This is a genomic window from Streptomyces sp. NRRL B-1140, assembly GCF_001280065.1.
In the GTDB taxonomy this organism is placed as follows: domain Bacteria; phylum Actinomycetota; class Actinomycetes; order Streptomycetales; family Streptomycetaceae; genus Streptomyces.
Genome location: NZ_LGEA01000115.1, coordinates 37,393 through 51,556, shown reverse-complemented (window position 1 = coordinate 51,556; position 14,164 = coordinate 37,393). Strand labels below are relative to the sequence as shown.

Annotated in this window: 16 protein-coding genes and 1 pseudogene; 7 read left to right on the top strand and 10 right to left on the bottom strand. The window is 72.7% G+C overall.

The genetic code is table 11. The annotated features are described in order from the left end of the window. Window positions 1-66: 66 nt before the first annotated feature. The 5 genes from ADK65_RS28340 to ADK65_RS28320 all read right to left on the bottom strand — a co-directional run bounded on the left by ADK65_RS28340 (window position 67) and on the right by ADK65_RS28320 (window position 4,738). On the bottom strand, window positions 67-1,119 hold the full coding sequence (locus ADK65_RS28340) for an MBL fold metallo-hydrolase (RefSeq protein ID WP_053673826.1): 1,053 nt from the start codon (window positions 1,117-1,119) through the stop codon (window positions 67-69). Continuing rightward, on the bottom strand, window positions 1,116-2,363 hold the full coding sequence (locus ADK65_RS28335; RefSeq protein WP_053673825.1) for an aminotransferase class I/II-fold pyridoxal phosphate-dependent enzyme: 1,248 nt from the start codon (window positions 2,361-2,363) through the stop codon (window positions 1,116-1,118). The genes ADK65_RS28340 and ADK65_RS28335 overlap by 4 nt, the downstream gene beginning before the upstream one ends. Window positions 2,364-2,588: 225 nt before the next feature. After that, on the bottom strand, window positions 2,589-3,266 hold the full coding sequence (locus ADK65_RS28330) for a hypothetical protein (RefSeq protein WP_053673824.1): 678 nt from the start codon (window positions 3,264-3,266) through the stop codon (window positions 2,589-2,591). A 216-nt stretch (window positions 3,267-3,482) separates the two neighbouring features. Next, window positions 3,483-4,277 carry an RNA polymerase sigma factor SigF gene (locus tag ADK65_RS28325; RefSeq protein ID WP_053673823.1) on the bottom strand — a complete coding sequence of 265 codons (795 nt, stop codon included), beginning with the start codon at window positions 4,275-4,277 and terminating at the stop codon, window positions 3,483-3,485. Window positions 4,278-4,552: 275 nt separating this feature from the next. Next, window positions 4,553-4,738 carry a hypothetical protein gene (locus ADK65_RS28320; protein WP_053673822.1) on the bottom strand — a complete coding sequence of 62 codons (186 nt, stop codon included), beginning with the start codon at window positions 4,736-4,738 and terminating at the stop codon, window positions 4,553-4,555. A gap of 159 nt (window positions 4,739-4,897) precedes the next feature. Between ADK65_RS28320 and ADK65_RS39405 the strand changes: the two are divergent. From ADK65_RS39405 to ADK65_RS28305, 4 genes and pseudogenes are all read left to right on the top strand, one after another. Next, window positions 4,898-5,188 (top strand): annotated as a pseudogene (locus ADK65_RS39405) (hypothetical protein); the annotation flags it as partial. 111 nt (window positions 5,189-5,299) lie between these two features. Then, window positions 5,300-5,731, top strand: a complete 432-nt coding sequence (locus ADK65_RS28315; RefSeq protein ID WP_053673846.1) for a CBS domain-containing protein — start codon at window positions 5,300-5,302, stop codon at window positions 5,729-5,731. A gap of 141 nt (window positions 5,732-5,872) precedes the next feature. After that, complete coding sequence (locus tag ADK65_RS28310; RefSeq protein ID WP_053673821.1) at window positions 5,873-6,415, top strand: type 1 glutamine amidotransferase domain-containing protein; 543 nt, start codon at window positions 5,873-5,875, stop codon at window positions 6,413-6,415. After that, complete coding sequence (locus tag ADK65_RS28305) at window positions 6,415-8,517, top strand: catalase (RefSeq protein WP_053673820.1); 2,103 nt, start codon at window positions 6,415-6,417, stop codon at window positions 8,515-8,517. Before ADK65_RS28310 ends, ADK65_RS28305 begins: the two co-directional genes overlap by 1 nt. Window positions 8,518-8,598: 81 nt before the next feature. On the opposite strand, the gene ADK65_RS28300 is transcribed toward ADK65_RS28305, so the two are convergent. Further along, complete coding sequence (locus ADK65_RS28300; protein ID WP_053673845.1) at window positions 8,599-8,856, bottom strand: DUF6158 family protein; 258 nt, start codon at window positions 8,854-8,856, stop codon at window positions 8,599-8,601. Window positions 8,857-8,950: 94 nt separating this feature from the next. Between ADK65_RS28300 and ADK65_RS28295 the strand changes: the two genes are divergently transcribed. Beyond that, window positions 8,951-10,051, top strand: a complete 1,101-nt coding sequence (locus tag ADK65_RS28295) for a Vms1/Ankzf1 family peptidyl-tRNA hydrolase (RefSeq protein ID WP_053673819.1) — start codon at window positions 8,951-8,953, stop codon at window positions 10,049-10,051. Window positions 10,052-10,161: 110 nt separating this feature from the next. Here ADK65_RS28295 and ADK65_RS28290 read toward each other — a convergent pair whose 3' ends face one another. Both ADK65_RS28290 and ADK65_RS28285 read right to left on the bottom strand, forming a co-directional pair. Then, window positions 10,162-11,781, bottom strand: coding sequence for an ATP-binding cassette domain-containing protein (locus ADK65_RS28290; protein ID WP_053673818.1), 1,620 nt, complete (start codon window positions 11,779-11,781; stop codon window positions 10,162-10,164). 61 nt (window positions 11,782-11,842) lie between these two features. Next, window positions 11,843-12,385 carry an MOSC domain-containing protein gene (locus ADK65_RS28285; RefSeq protein ID WP_053673817.1) on the bottom strand — a complete coding sequence of 181 codons (543 nt, stop codon included), beginning with the start codon at window positions 12,383-12,385 and terminating at the stop codon, window positions 11,843-11,845. 184 nt (window positions 12,386-12,569) lie between these two features. Between ADK65_RS28285 and ADK65_RS28280 the strand changes: the two genes are divergently transcribed. Both ADK65_RS28280 and ADK65_RS28275 read left to right on the top strand, forming a co-directional pair. Then, entirely contained in the window at window positions 12,570-13,391 is an 822-nt protein-coding gene (locus ADK65_RS28280) for a class I SAM-dependent methyltransferase (protein ID WP_053673816.1), read from the top strand. Window positions 13,392-13,433: 42 nt separating this feature from the next. Beyond that, window positions 13,434-13,604 (top strand): hypothetical protein, encoded by a 171-nt coding sequence (locus ADK65_RS28275; RefSeq protein WP_053673815.1) that lies wholly within the window; start codon window positions 13,434-13,436, stop codon window positions 13,602-13,604. 67 nt (window positions 13,605-13,671) lie between these two features. Here the strand turns inward: ADK65_RS28275 and ADK65_RS28270 are convergent, their stop codons facing one another. Together ADK65_RS28270 and ADK65_RS28265 are read right to left on the bottom strand one after the other, a co-directional pair. Continuing rightward, complete coding sequence (locus tag ADK65_RS28270) at window positions 13,672-13,935, bottom strand: gas vesicle protein K (RefSeq protein ID WP_031108664.1); 264 nt, start codon at window positions 13,933-13,935, stop codon at window positions 13,672-13,674. 35 nt (window positions 13,936-13,970) lie between these two features. Then, the gene (locus ADK65_RS28265; RefSeq protein ID WP_003994122.1) at window positions 13,971-14,159 is read right to left on the bottom strand and encodes a gas vesicle protein; all 189 of its coding nucleotides are present in this window, start codon (window positions 14,157-14,159) and stop codon (window positions 13,971-13,973) included. Window positions 14,160-14,164: the final 5 nt, after the last annotated feature.

Here is a 14,164-nt window from a genome sequence, read left to right as displayed (position 1 = left end):
GCGGTTGCCCTTCGGGGTGCGGGTGCGTGGTGGCTGTCCGCGCAGTTCCCCGCGCCCCTTGCACATCTACAGCACCTTTGACGCGCCGACCGGCATGTCCCAGAGGTTCTCCCGGGGCAGGCCCGCCTTCTCCCAGGCCGCCCGCACCCGCGTCAGGGGCTCCATGACCGGCTCGGCCGACAGGACGAACGTCGCCCAGTGCATGGGGGCCATCCGGGCCGCGCCCAGGTCCTGGGCCGCGCGGACCGCCTCCTCCGGGTCGCAGTGGACGTCACGGAGCCACCAGCGGGGGTCGTAGGCGCCGATGGGCAGGAGGGCCAGGTCGATTCCGGGGTAGCGGCGGCCGATGCGGGAGAACCAGTGGCCGTAGCCCGTGTCGCCCGCGAAGTAGACGCGTTGGCCGTCCCGGTCGGTGAGGACCCAGCCGCCCCACAGGCTGTGGCAGGTGTCGGTGAGGCTGCGCTTGGACCAGTGGTGGGACGGAACGAAGTCGAAGCGTACGCCGTCCAGTTCGGCCGCCTCCCACCAGTCGAGCTCCGTCACGCGTGTGAAGCGGCGGCGGTGGAACCAGCGGGCGAGCCCGGCCGGGACGAACACCGGGGTGTCGCGCGGCAGTCGGCGCAGGGTGGGGGCGTCGAGGTGGTCGTAGTGGTTGTGGCTGATGACGACTGCGTCGATGCGCGGCAGGTCCTCCCAGGGGACGCCGACGGGGGTGATGCGCGCGGGCGTGCCGAGGATGCGGCGGGACCAGACCGGGTCGGTGAGGACCGTCAGGCCGCCGATGCGCAGCACCCAACTGGCGTGGCCCGCCCAGGTGACGGCGACGGTGCGGGCGTCGACGCGGGGCAGCGGAGCCGGGGCGTAGGGGAGCCGGGGGATGTCGGCCAGGCCCTGCGGGCCGGGTCTCACCGCGCCCTCGCGGGCAAAGCGGGCCATGGCCTTCAGCCCCGGGAGCGGCGCGGTCAGCCGGTCGTGGAAGGTGCGCGGCCACACCCGCCGCTCGGCCAGGGGCCGGGGTTCGGCCAGGGGCGGATACGGGGGTGCGAGGGGCGACGGGAGCACGGGCTCGTCGGCTGCCCGGGGGGTCGCGCTGGCGGTCGACTCGGACTGCTGCGTCATCGGGGAGGCTCCCATCGCTCAGCGTCGTCGCGGAGATCGTCGAAGACCGACCTGAGTCGGATCAACGCGTGGTGCACGTGCGGCAGTTCCAACGGTGTGGGTGAGGTGAGGCATTCCGCGCGTTCCCTGTCGGAACCGGCCAGCAGTGCGCCGGTGGCAAGCCGCACGCGCGGCGCTTCGAGGTCGTCGCCGAAGCGGTGCCCGCCCGGGGCGGGCATGGCGAGGCGTGCGGAGAGGAAGTCTTCCAGTTCCTGTGCGTCACCGATGCCGTGCGCGGTCAGCGCGGGGCTCAGCGGGGCCAGGTCCACGTACAGGTGGCGGCCCGACCGCGGGGGCCGGGCGAGGGCACCCGCGGCGACGACGGCGGTGTGCGCCGCGGCGGCCAGGAGCGCGTGCAGGCGCACGGCGGCCGTCACGCGCGCCGTGACCGCGTCCGGCTCCCCGAGGGCGTACCCGGCCGCCGCGGCGACGGGTGCGGCGACGCGGGCGTCGAGGGCGGTGAGGACGTCGAGGACGCGTGCGTGGAGGCCGGCTCCGTTCTCCCCGGCCGGGAAGCGCGCCACGGCGGCGGGCCAGCCGGCCGGGAGCAGGGCTCCGGCCAGGTCGGTGACGACGGTGACCCGGTCGGGCACCATCTCGGCGGGGCTGAGCAGCACCGTCTCGTGCCGATCGTGCAGGGTGTCGCGCCAGGTCTCGTCGCTGACCAGGTGCAGGCCCTCCCCCTGTGCGGCCTCGACGGTCTCGTGGAGCAGTTCGGGAGGGGCGACGGTCGCGGTGGGATCGTCGGCGACGGACAGCACCAGCAGTCGCGGGTCGCCGCCCTCGGCGCGGACCCGGCGCACGGTCTCCAGCAGGGCGTACGGGTCGGGTACCCCGCCGCTCTCCGGCGGGGTCGGCACGTGGAACGCGGGGCGCCCCAGCAGACGTGCGTACGGCGCCCACCAGGCGGCGCAGGGTCTCGGCACGAGGACGTCGCCGCCGAGGGCGGCGGTCAGGGCGAGCAGCAGGGCGGGCGCGCCGGGTGCGGACGCCACCCGGTCCGGGTCGCAGCGCAGTCCGCGCCGGTCCCAGTAACCGCAGGCGGCCTCGCGCAGAGTCCGGTTGCCGCCGACCGGCTCGTGGCTGCCCCGGGACGCCGCGGCGGCGAGCACCGCGGACAGCTCCGGCAGGACCGGCAGCCCGTCGTCGGGGAGCGGGGGCCCGAACCGGACGGGGCCGTGACCTTCGGGGGCCGTCCGCCGCATCCGTACCTCCGCAGTGCCAGTGCCTGGTGCCGCCGTGTCGTGCCGCCCCGGCGCGTGCGCCGTGCGCTGCCGGGTGGTCCGTACGGCGCGGCTCGTCCCCTCGGCCACCGAGTACCCCGCGTGCCGCCGCCTCATGGGCACCAGCCGGGTCGTGAGGGTCACAGCATGAGCGGGCCCGGCCGGGGAAGCCGCTCCCGTCCGGGGCGGCGGACCGGGCCCGGGAGGTCAGCGGTGGGGGTCGCTCTCCCGGTTGCGCAGCCGGTGCACGGCGGCGCCGAACGCGCCCGCGATCAGAACCCCGCCCGCCGCCAGGGCCGGCACGGAGTCGTTGAAGGCGCCGCCGTCACCGGCCCGTACCCCACGCTGGACAGCCGCCGGTTCGCAGTCGGTGTGCTGCGGTTCGTGGCCGTGCGGGGGCTCGGGGCAGGGCTTGTGGGCGGGTGGGTCCGCGGGCCGGTGCGACGGCTTGTGGGGTGGGGAGCCGTGGGTCACGGTGAACGTCGCGCTCCACGGTGTGCCCTCGCCGCCGGGGGCGGCCGGGCAGGTGCCGTCGACGGTCCACGCCGAGTCCTCCCCCTGCGCGTCCGGGTCACCCTCGAAGCTTTCCGCCGAGGAGATCAGGGCCGTGCCGCGGTAGGCCGGGCCGGACACCTCGTCGTCGTTGCCGGTGACGAGCTGCAGCGGCACCGTGCCCTCCTCGAAGGCCTGCGAGGTGGCGTCGATGCTGTCGGGCGGCGGCCCTTCGGTCGGGTCGCAGCTGACCGAGACGGTGAGCGTGCCTCCGGGCTGGACGGTGGCGGGACTGACCTCGGCGGCCGGTTCGGAGAATTCGGCCGGCGCGAAGCCCACGAGGGCTGAGCCCGCCAGGACGGAAACGGACAGGGCGTACAGGCTGCGGCGCATCGAGGGGACTCCTTCGGTGGTGTTACCCCTCTGCCATGACAGCCAGGCCTTGGTGGCGTTGCGCGCGGCGAGGCCCCATTGGCGGGACAGTGCCATTCAAACGGGTGAACGCGGAGCGCCGCGGGGACGCGGGACGGTGGCGTGTGCGGCTCCGCCGCGTCGGCGCGCCGAGCCACCCCGGCTCCGCACCCGCGCGACCACATCACCCCGGCGGCGCTAGGCGACGTCCCGCATGACCTGCTCCCGCACCCGCCCGCAGCACCGGCTGATCAGCCGTGAGACATGCATCTGCGAGATCCCCAGCTCCTCGGCGATCCGGCTCTGCGTCATGTCGTCGAAGAACCGCATGTACAGGATCGCCCTCTCCCGCTCGGGCAGGGCGGCCAGCCGCGCCCTGACGGACTCGCGGTCGACGACCGTGTCCAGGGCGGGGTCGGTGGAGCCCAGCGCGTCACTCAGGGAGTACCCGTCCTCGCTGCCGGGCAGCTCCGCGTCCAGGGACAGCGCAGAGAAGCTCTCCAGCGCCTCCAGGCCGGCCCGGACGTCCTCCTCGCTCATGCCGGCGTGTGCGGCGAGCTCGGCCACGGTGGGCTGCCGGCCGGCGATGCTCTGGGACAGGTCCTGGCCGGCGGCCCGCACCCGGTTGCGCAGATCCTGGACGCGGCGGGGCACGTGCAGGGTCCACATGTGGTCCCTGAAGTGCCGCTTGATCTCTCCGGTGATGGTCGGTACGGCGTAGCTCTCGAAGGCGTGGCCGCGGTCGGGGTCGTACCGGTCGACGGCCTTGACCAGGCCGAGGGCCGCTACCTGGCGCAGGTCCTCGTAGTTCTCGCCGCGGCTGCGGAAGCGTCCGGCGAGACGGTCGGCCATGGGCAGCCAGGCCTCGACGATCTCGTCGCGGAGGGCGTCGCGCTCCGGGCCGGCGGGCATCGAGGTGAGCCTGCGGAAGGCCTCGGCGGTGTCGGGGGCGTCGTCGTGGGGGTGCTTCTGGGCGCGGATTCGGGTCGGCATGATGCGTCGCAATCCCTTGAAAGTGCAGTGGGCCGGACGGTCACCGTGGAAGCGCATCCGCTGTGGGACAGGGCCTCGGGTGCGGCGCGACGCCGCTCCCACGGGCGTGCCTCCTGTCCGAAGCACTCAAGGGCGCCTGCCCCCGGCCTCCACCCGCAAACCCGGAGTGCTTTTCGGCCGTCGCGCAGGGTGACTCCCGCCGCCGGTTCTCGTTGCCGTCCGCCGCCTCGTCGCCTGGGGTGCCGCGGAGGGGAAGCCGACGGTCAGGCAGGGCTTCACGGCGCGGGTGCCGGAGTCGTCGACGGGGCGGGAGAAGAAGCGACCGCCGCGGCGGCGGGCGGAGCGGCGGCCGGTTCACGCCGGTCGGCGTCGTCCTGCGGCAGCAGCAGCTCCTCGTAACGGCCCAGCACCAGCAGGACTCCGAGCATCAGCACCGGGATGAGCACAGCGAGCAACGCCATGGCGTGTCCTTCCCCAGGGAGGTGTGGGGGGGACGAACCGGGTCTCCCGCGGGGCGTGGCGCAAACCCGTGCGGACGGCGGCGATCGAGTCGGCGGAATCCGTGTCGCCCTCCGGTGTTCGGGTACGCGGTGCGGGCCCCCGAACGTCTGGAGGGAGACATGCAGCGAGGCAGCGACCGGCTGAGCGTCCACCGGGACGACGAGATGAAACACGAACTGCAGGGTCTGCTCAGGTCCGGGCACCCCACACGCAGTGAGGAGTGGCACGACCCGGAGCCGGCCGCCGAGGACGACCCCGAGGTCGCCCACGGGCCGGTGACGCCGGGCCGTGCGCCGACGTCACTGGAGTCGGTGCGGCTGGAACTGGCGCGGATGCTGGGCCGCAAGGCGTTCCCCGCGAGCCCGCGGGAGCTGGCACGCGAGCTGCGCGGCCACCAGGCGCCCGACGCCCGGGGGGGGGGGGGGGGGGGGGGGGGGGGGGGGGGGGCGGGGGGGGGGGGGCCCGGGGGGGGGGCGGGGGTCCCCCCCGCCGGGCTGGGAAACGGAGGGAAGGCCCGAGTGATGGCCGAGTACGTCAAGGACGTGATGACAGCGGGTGTGGTCGCCGTGCGCCCGGACGCCTCGCTCGTCGAGGCGGCGCAGCTGATGCGGACGCAGAACATCGGCGACGTGGTGGTGGCCGAGGGGCAGGACGTGATCGGCGTACTGACCGACCGTGACATCACCGTACGGGCCGTCGCGGACGGCGCCGATCCGATGACGGTCAGCGCGCGGACCGTGTGCACCGGCAATCCGGTGACGGTGACGCCGGACGACCGGGTGACGACCGCGGTGGAGCTGATGCGCGAGCACGCGGTACGTCGGCTGCCCGTGGTGGAGCACGGGCTGCCGGTCGGGATCGTGAGCCTGGGCGACGTGGCCGAGGCCGAGGACCCGGCGTCGGCGCTCGCCGACATCAGCCGGGCGGCCCCGGACGCCCGGGGCGATGCGTGAGCCCGGACCGGGCCGAGCGGATCGGCGCCACCGGCGACACGAAGAACGAGAACCACGAGAACCACGAGAACCACGAGAACCGAGCAGGGAGCCGTGCGGCGCGCCGGAGCGCCGTCCGCTCCGGGAAAGGACGCTGACATCATGCGTATCGCGTTTCTGGTAGCGCCCGAGGGCGTCGAGCAGGTCGAGCTGACCGATCCGTGGCAGGCCGTGAAGGACGCCGGTCACGAGCCCGTGCTGGTGTCCACGCAGCAGGGTGAGATCCAGGCCTTCAACCACCTCGACAAGGCGGACACGTTCCCCGTGGACGAGGTCGTGGGCGATGCCGCACCGGACTCGTTCGCTGCCCTCGTGCTGCCGGGTGGTGTGGCCAACCCGGACTTCCTGAGGATGGACGACAAGGCCGTCGCTTTCGTCCGGGACTTCTTCGAGCACGGCCGCCCCGTGGCCGCGATCTGCCACGCGCCGTGGACGCTGGTCGAGGCGGACGTGGTGCGCGGCCGGGTCCTCACCTCCTGGCCGAGTCTGCAGACGGACATCCGCAACGCGGGCGGCACCTGGGTCGACCAGCAGGTGCAGGTCTGCGACCACGGGGCGAACAAGCTGATCACCAGCCGCAAGCCGGACGATCTGAAGGCGTTCTGTGAGACCTTCCTGGACGTCTTCGCGCGGGAGGCCGCCTGATGGCGTCCCCCGCCGACCGCAAACAGGCCCAGCGCGAGGCGTCCCGGGCGGACGATCCCACCGCCGGTCCGCTCACCACCGACCAGGGCGTCGAGGTGGACCACACCGACGACTCCCTGGCGGCGGGCGAGCGCGGGCCGACGCTGATGGAGGACTTCCACTTCCGGGAGAAACTCACCCGGTTCGACCACGAGCGGATTCCGGAAAGGGTGGTGCACGCGCGGGGCGCGGGTGCGTACGGCTACTTCGAACCGTACGAGTCCTGCGCGGAGTTCACCCGCGCGGCGTTCCTCCAGGACCCGTCCGTGCGGACTCCCGTCTTCGTGCGGTTCTCGACCGTGCAGGGCCCGAAGGGCTCGGCGGACACCGTGCGGGACGTGCGCGGCTTCGCCACCAAGTTCTACACGTCGGAGGGCAACTACGACCTGGTCGGGAACAACTTCCCGGTCTTCTTCATCCAGGACGGCATCAAGTTCCCGGACTTCGTGCACGCGGTGAAGCCGGAGCCGCACAACGACATCCCGACGGGTGCCTCGGCTCACGACACGCTCTGGGACTTCGTGTCGCTCCAGCCCGAGACGCTCCACGCGATCATGTGGCTGATGTCGGACCGGGCGATCCCGCGCAGCTACCGCATGATGCAGGGCTTCGGCGTGCACACCTTCCGGTTCGTGAACGCCGAGGGCCGCGGCACGTTCGTGAAGTTCCACTGGAAGCCGAAGCTGGGTGTGCACTCGCTGGTGTGGGACGAGGCGCAGGAGTGCCAGGGCCGGGACCCGGACTTCAACCGGCGCGACCTGTGGGACGCGATCGAGGCGGGCGAGTACCCCGAGTGGGAGCTGGGCGTGCAACTCGTGCCGGAGGAGGACGAGTTCGCCTTCGACTTCGATCTGCTCGACCCGACGAAGATCATCCCGGAGGAGCAGGTGCCGGTGCGGCCGATCGGCCGGATGGTGCTGGACCGCAACCCGGAGAATTTCTTCGCGGAGACCGAGCAGGTGGCCTTCCACACGGCGAACGTGGTGCCCGGCATCGACTTCACCAACGATCCGCTGCTGCAGGCCCGGAACTTCTCCTACCTGGACACCCAGCTGATCCGCCTCGGCGGGCCGAACTTCTCGCAGCTGCCGGTGAACCGTCCGGTCGCGCCGGTGCGCAACAACCAGCGCGACGGCTACCACCAGAGCGCGATCCACTCCGGGACGAACTACTTCCCGAACTCGCTCGGCGGGGGCTGCCCGGCCCACGCGGGCGCGGGCGGCAGCGCCTACACGCACCACGCCGAGCGCGTGGACGGCCACAAGATCCGGCGCCGCAGTCCCAGCTTCCAGGACCATTACAGCCAGACCGCGATGTTCTGGAACAGCATGGCGGACTGGGAGCGGCAGCACATCGTGGAGGCGTTCCGGTTCGAGCTCGGCAAGGTCGGCGCGCTGACCGTGCGGGCCCGGACGGTGGAGCACCTGGCCAGGGTCGACGGCGAGCTGGCGGCTCGGGTGGCGAGGGGCGTCGGGGTACCGGAGCCGTCCGGTGCGCAGACTCCGTCCCGGCAGGCCTCCCCCGCGCTCAGTCTCGAGTCGCTGCGCGGAGACGGTTCGATCAGGACCCGGCAGATCGCCGTGCTCGTCACCGACGGGGTGGACGCCGAGCAGGTGACCTCCGTGCGGGAGCGGCTGACCGCCGAGGGGGCGAACGTCGAGGCGCTGGCCGCCACGGACGGGACGGTCACCGGGGCCGACGGTGAGACGTACGCCGTCGACCGTGCGCTGCCGACCGTGGCGTCCGTCCTGTACGACGCCGTGCTGCTGCCCGGCGGCCCCGTCGGAACCCCGCCGACGGCGGCCGACCCCGACATGCTGCGGTTCGTGACGGACGCCTACCGGCACGGCAAGCCGGTGGGCGCGCTCGGTTCGGGCGTGGGGATCCTTGCGGGGCTGGAGCCCGACGGACTCGGTCTGTCGACGGAGTTCCAGCGGGTGGTCGCGGACCGGGGCGTCGTGACGGACACGTCGCCCGGGCCGGCGAGCGAGGAGTTCCGGGACGCGTTCGTGGCTGCGGTCGCGGGACATCGCCACTGGGAGAGGCCACCGATGCGGCGCTGAGCCGCGGGCTCGGGCCGGTGGTCTCCACCCCGGCCCGGGCGTCCGTGCCGGTCCTGTTCCCGGTCGTTCCCTCGGAGGGGCTCAGGTGCCGGGGGTCGTGGGAGTCGTCGACTCCCCGCTCCCCCGCTCCCGGGCCCCTTCGCGTGTGCGGCCCGCGGCCACCGGGCGGCTCGGGTTGCGGCGCAGGTACTCGCCCTCGAGCTGCGCCATGCGCTCGTTGTGGGCGCGCAGCGCGTCGTTCGAGCCGTAGAGCAGTGTGTCGTGGCGTGTGCGGTGGATGGTCTCCAGCTCTTTCATGAGCTGCTGGTCGTCCAGCCGGTCGGGTTCCACTCCGGTCATCGTCTCGCCCCGCTCGTCGTGTTCGTCTCCGCGGTCCGGGTACCCGCCCCCGGAGCAACTGAGCACTACCCCCGAGCGGCATCCGGGAGGAACCATGGATCTCGCCTTTCTGCACCCACTGTACGAACACCCCGGGCCTTGGGCCTCCGTGTACGTCGACACCTCACGGCACACGGAGGGCACTGCCCACGAGCGCGAGCTGACCGCCCAGGCGATGGCCGGGCAGCTGGCCGAACAGGGAGCGGACGAGGCGACGTGCCAGGCCGTGCGCAGCGCGATCGAGGATCTGAAGCACTCCTCCGAGCCGCACGGCCGGGCCTTCTTCGCCCGCGCCGGCGAGGTCGTTCTCGACCCGCCGCTGGTCCGTCCCCCGCAGGGCGGTGACTGGGCCGAATGGGCGCCGCTGCCGCGGGTCGCCCCGCTGCTGGAGCTGGCCGGGGAGGACCCGGTGTGCGTGGTGGCGTACGTCGACCGCAAGGGCGCGGACTTCGAGCTGCGCGACGCGCTGGGCCGGGAGGACGCCGGGAGCGTCACCGGGCGGCAGTGGCCGGTGCACCGGACGAGCTCCGCGGACTGGTCCGAGCGGCACTTCCAGCTGCGGGTGGAGAACACCTGGGAGCACAACGCGGCGGAGATCGCCGACGCGCTCGCGGTGTGCCAGGAGGAGACCAGGGCCGACCTGCTGATTCTCGTCGGCGAGGACCGTGAGCGGCGGTCCGTGCACGAGCGGCTGCCCAAGCGGCTGCACGGCCTGGTGGCGGAGGCGCCGCACGGCGCCGGCAGCCGGCTGCTCGACGAGGACGTGGAGCGGGCCCGGGCGGAGCACGTGGGGCGGCGGGCCGAGGCGGAACTGGAGCGCTTCCGCGCCTCCCGCACCCCGGACGACGAGGGCCGGGCCGGAGCCGTCGAAGGCGTGCCGGCGCTGGTCGAGGCGGCGCGGGAGCACCGTATCGACGAGCTGCTGGTCAGGGTGGACGGGCCCGACGCGCACCGCGAGGTGTGGATCGGGGAGGACCCCGACCAGCTCGCGGTGCGCCGCACGGAGCTGAAGGTCCTCGGCGAGCAGCACTCGTGGCCGGCCCGCGCCGACGACGCGCTGATCCGCTCCGCGGTGGCCACGGACGCGCCGGCGCTGGCCGTTTCCCAGGAGGAGGTGCCGGTCGGGGGTCTCGGGGCACTGCTGCGCTGGAAGTGAGCCGGGTGCCTGTGCGCCCAGCCTCCGTGGCGGTGCTCCCCCATCGCGTGTGCGGGAACGTCGTGGCCGGTCGCGCAGCTCTCCCGCGCCCCTGAGGAGCGCGGGGGAGCCTAGCGGGCCCGTTCCACCCGGCGTTCGTCCCAGACCGGGTCCGGGGTCTCCCGGACCCGGCCGTCGCTGCCGAAGACCAGGAAGCGGTCGAAGGAGCGGGCGAACCAGCGGTCGTGGGTGACGGCGAGGACCGTGCCGTCGAAGGCCTCCAGGCCCTCCTGGAGCGCCTCGGCGGACTCCAGGTCCAGGTTGTCGGTCGGCTCGTCCAGCAGCAGCGCCGTCACGCCCTGGAGCTCCAGCAGCAGGATCTGGAAGCGGGCCTGCTGGCCTCCGGAGAGGCGTTCGAACGTCTGCTCCGCCTGCTGGGTGAGCTCGTAGCGGCGCAGGCGGGATGACGCGGCACCGCGGTCTTGTGCGTGTTCCTTCCACAGGATGTCGAGGAGCGTGCGGCCCTCCAGTTCCGGGTGCGCGTGCGTCTGCGCGAAGTGGCCGGGGACGACCCGGGCGCCCAGCTTCCAGTCTCCCGTGTGCGCCACGTCGTCACCGGCGAGCAGGCGCAGGAAGTGGGACTTGCCGGAGCCGTTGGAGCCGAGGACGGCGACGCGTTCGCCGTAGAAGACCTCCAGGTCGAAGGGCTTCATCAGGCCGGTGAGCTCCAGGTCCGCGCACGTGACCGCCCGGACGCCGGTACGGCCGCCCTTGATGCGCATCCTGATGTCCTGCTCGCGCGGCGGCTCCGGCGGCGGGCCGGCCTCCTCGAACTTGCGCAGCCGGGTCTGCGCGGCCGCGTAGCGGGAGGCCATCTCGTGGCTGACCGCCGCTGCCTGACGCAGCGTCAGCACGAGCTTCTTCAGCTGTGCGTGCTTCTCGTCCCAGCGCCTGCGCAACTCCTCGAAGCGGGCGAAGCGCTCGCGCCGGGCCTCGTGGAAGGTGGCGAAACCGCCGCCGTGCACCCAGGCGTCGGCCCCGGCGGGACCGGGCTCCAGGGAGATGATCCGCTGGGCCGCGCGGGCGAGGAGTTCACGGTCGTGGGAGACGAAGAGAACCGTCTTGCGGGTCTCCTTCAGCCGTTCCTCCAGCCACCGCTTGCCGGGGACGTCGAGGTAGTTGTCGGGCTCGTCGAGGAGCAGCACCTCGTCCGTGCCGCGCAGCAGCGCCTCCAGGACGAGCCGCTTCTGCTCGCCGCCGGAGAGGGTGCGGACCTCCCGGAACTGCGCCTTGTCGTACGGCACCCCGAGCGCGGCCGTGGTGCACATGTCCCACAGTGTCTCGGCCTCGTAGCCGCGGGCCTCCGCCCAGTCGGCGAGGGCCTGCGCGTACGCCAGCTGGGCCGCCTCGTCGTCGACGGTCATGATGGCGTGCTCGGCCTTGTCGACGGCCTTCGCCGCCTCACGGATGCGGGGCGTGGCGACGGACACGAGCAGGTCCCGCACGGTGGTCTCGTCGCGTACGGAGCCCACGAACTGCCGCATGACGCCGAGCCCGCCGCCGACGACCACCGAGCCGCCGTGCGGCTTGAGCTCACCGGCGAGCATCCGCAGCAGGGTCGTCTTGCCGGCGCCGTTGGGCCCGACGAGGGCCACGACGGCCCCCTCCCCCACCCGGAACGAGACATCGCCCAGCAGCGCCCTTCCGTCGGGCAGGTAGTACTCCAGGTGCGCGGCTTCGAGGTGTCCCATGGGCGCGATTCTGGGCGGGCCCGGGCCTGTGGGGCAAACGGGTTTCGGCGCGGGGTGCCGGTCAGACGCGTTCCAGCGGCCGGTGCGGCTCGCTCGGAAGCTCCACCTCGATCGGGTCTCCGGGGCGCACCACGCCCCCCTCCCGCACCACGCTCATGATCCCCGCCTTGTGCACGATGTTCCCCGCCTCGTCGCGTCCGACGACCTGCTTGAGCAGACCGTCCTGGAAATGATCGATCTGCAGGCAGGGGTTGCGCAGCCCGGTGACCTCGAGGACCACGCCGTGGCCGATGCGCAGCAGCGTGCCGGTCGGTAGTCCGAGCAGGTCGATGCCCCGGGTGGTGATGTTCTCGCCGAGTTCGCCGGGCGCCACCTCGAAACCGTCCTCACCCACCTCCGCGAAGAGTTCCTCGTGCATGAGGTGGACCTGGCGCAGGTTCGGCTGGGTGGGGTCCTGTGCGACACGTGAGCGGTGCTTGACCGTCACCCCGGCGTGCACGTCCCCCTCCACCCCGAGCCCGGTGAGCAGCGTGATGCTCTCCCGGTTCGGCTTGGTGAAGGAGTACTCCCCGTTGCTGCTGACGGCTGTGACGTGCGCGTTCATCTCTCGGTCTCCCCCTGCGTCGCCGGTGGTGATCAGCCCGAGCCTGCCCCGTGGACGCCGGTGTGTCCAGCCTTCCTGAACCGACACACAGTCAGTCCATATAGCGAGATACAGGGTCTCACCATGCGGCCACGGCGCGTACGGTGATCTCCTGCCGACCCGACCGGAAGGGGTGGGATCCGTCATGCCGGAACCCCGGGACACCGCCGTCTACACCCACGGGCACCACGAGTCCGTCCTGCGCTCGCACACCTGGCGGACCGCCGCCAACTCCGCCGCCTATCTGGTGCCGTCGCTCAGGCCTCACATGAGGATCCTCGACATCGGCTGCGGACCGGGCACGATCACCGCCGACCTGGCGGAGCTCGTGCCCGACGGCCAGGTCACCGGCGTCGACCGGGTCCCCGAGATCCTCGGCCGGGCACGCGCCACAGCGGCCGGGCGCGGACTGACCAACATCGACTTCGCGGTCGCCGACGTGCACGCACTGAACTACCCGGACGACACGTTCTGCGTGGTCCACGCCCACCAGGTGCTCCAGCACGTGGGCGACCCGGTGCGGGCGCTGCGCGAGATGAAGCGGGTCGTCAGGCCCGGCGGGATCGTCGCCGTACGCGACGCGGACTACGCGGCCATGGCCTGGTACCCGGCGTCCGACGGGCTCGACGCCTGGCTGGACCTCTACCGGCGGGTCGCCCGGGCCAACGGCGGCGAGCCGGACGCCGGACGCCGGCTGAAGGCCTGGGCGCGGCAGGCCGGGTTCACGGACATCACGGCGACCTCCGGCACCTGGACCTTCGCCATGCCCGAGGAGCGGGCCTGGTGGAGCGGGCTGTGGGCGGACCGCACGCTGGCCTCGGCGTACGCGGACCGGGCCCGGCTGGGCGGGCACGCCGACGACCGGGAACTGCGGGCGGTGGCCGAGGCCTGGCGGGAGTGGGGCACACGGGACGACGGATGGTTCAGCGTGCTGCACGGAGAAATTCTCTGCCGCAAGGAAGCCTGAAACACCGTTTCGGGGACATCCGGAAAGCAGGAGGTTCGAATTATGGTTCCCATCCTGCTGGTGCTGCTTCTGGCTTTGGTTCTGTTCGGCGCCGGATTTGCAGTAAAGATTCTTTGGTGGATCGCACTCGCGGTTCTCGTGCTGTGGCTGCTGGGATTCTTCGTCCGCAGCACGTCGGCAACCGGCGGCAGGGGCCGTTGGTACAGGTGGTGAACGAGCGCCCCTGATGAGCGCCCCTTTCCCCGGACCTGACCCAGGTCCGGGGAAAGGGGCGCGACCGTCAGTCCCGCGGAAGCAGCGGTCCGAGCGGCCCGAGGTCCAGGTTGAGGTCCTCGGGCCGCAGTCCGTAGCGCTCGCGCAGTTCCGTCATCCGCTCGTCGAGCAGCATGAGCGTGAGCCCGATCCGCTCCTCCTGCTCCTCGCTCAGGTCCCCCACGTCGAACCGGCGCAGCGCCTGGCGCTCCATGAGCTGGCGCAGCAGCTCCACCACCGTCAGCACGAGTTTGACCAGGTCGCGCTCGACGGTGTCGGGCTCCAGATCCATGTGCTTCGAGCGCGGCCGGGGGTCCTTGGGGGCGGTCACAGCAACTCCTCGAACGGTGAGGGAACCTGGGCGTTCACCGAGCTGATGAGCGCGTTGAGGTCGATGCGGACGAGATCGACGTCGGCGATGCGCAGCGTGATGTCCCCCGTGATCACGACGCCGCCGGCGAGCAGCCGGTCGAGCAGGTCCACGAGGGCGACCTCACGGCGTTCCACTACGGTCACGGATT

What these genes read in the sequence shown, in the direction of transcription:
- ADK65_RS28290 (WP_053673818.1), bottom strand. Translation starts at nt 11,781, where the DNA reads ATGGGACACCTCGAAGCCGCGCACCTGGAGTACTACCTGCCCGACGGA.
- ADK65_RS28335 (WP_053673825.1), bottom strand. Translation starts at nt 2,363, where the DNA reads ATGCGGCGGACGGCCCCCGAAGGTCACGGCCCCGTCCGGTTCGGGCCC.
- ADK65_RS28300 (WP_053673845.1), bottom strand. Translation starts at nt 8,856, where the DNA reads ATGACCGGAGTGGAACCCGACCGGCTGGACGACCAGCAGCTCATGAAA.
- ADK65_RS28310 (WP_053673821.1), top strand. Translation starts at nt 5,873, where the DNA reads ATGCGTATCGCGTTTCTGGTAGCGCCCGAGGGCGTCGAGCAGGTCGAG.
- ADK65_RS28315 (WP_053673846.1), top strand. Translation starts at nt 5,300, where the DNA reads ATGGCCGAGTACGTCAAGGACGTGATGACAGCGGGTGTGGTCGCCGTG.
- ADK65_RS28280 (WP_053673816.1), top strand. Translation starts at nt 12,570, where the DNA reads ATGCCGGAACCCCGGGACACCGCCGTCTACACCCACGGGCACCACGAG.
- ADK65_RS28340 (WP_053673826.1), bottom strand. Translation starts at nt 1,119, where the DNA reads ATGACGCAGCAGTCCGAGTCGACCGCCAGCGCGACCCCCCGGGCAGCC.
- ADK65_RS28320 (WP_053673822.1), bottom strand. Translation starts at nt 4,738, where the DNA reads ATGGCGTTGCTCGCTGTGCTCATCCCGGTGCTGATGCTCGGAGTCCTG.
- ADK65_RS28295 (WP_053673819.1), top strand. Translation starts at nt 8,951, where the DNA reads ATGGATCTCGCCTTTCTGCACCCACTGTACGAACACCCCGGGCCTTGG.
- ADK65_RS28305 (WP_053673820.1), top strand. Translation starts at nt 6,415, where the DNA reads ATGGCGTCCCCCGCCGACCGCAAACAGGCCCAGCGCGAGGCGTCCCGG.
- ADK65_RS28270 (WP_031108664.1), bottom strand. Translation starts at nt 13,935, where the DNA reads ATGGATCTGGAGCCCGACACCGTCGAGCGCGACCTGGTCAAACTCGTG.
- ADK65_RS28285 (WP_053673817.1), bottom strand. Translation starts at nt 12,385, where the DNA reads ATGAACGCGCACGTCACAGCCGTCAGCAGCAACGGGGAGTACTCCTTC.
- ADK65_RS28275 (WP_053673815.1), top strand. Translation starts at nt 13,434, where the DNA reads ATGGTTCCCATCCTGCTGGTGCTGCTTCTGGCTTTGGTTCTGTTCGGC.
- ADK65_RS28325 (WP_053673823.1), bottom strand. Translation starts at nt 4,277, where the DNA reads ATGCCGACCCGAATCCGCGCCCAGAAGCACCCCCACGACGACGCCCCC.
- ADK65_RS28330 (WP_053673824.1), bottom strand. Translation starts at nt 3,266, where the DNA reads ATGCGCCGCAGCCTGTACGCCCTGTCCGTTTCCGTCCTGGCGGGCTCA.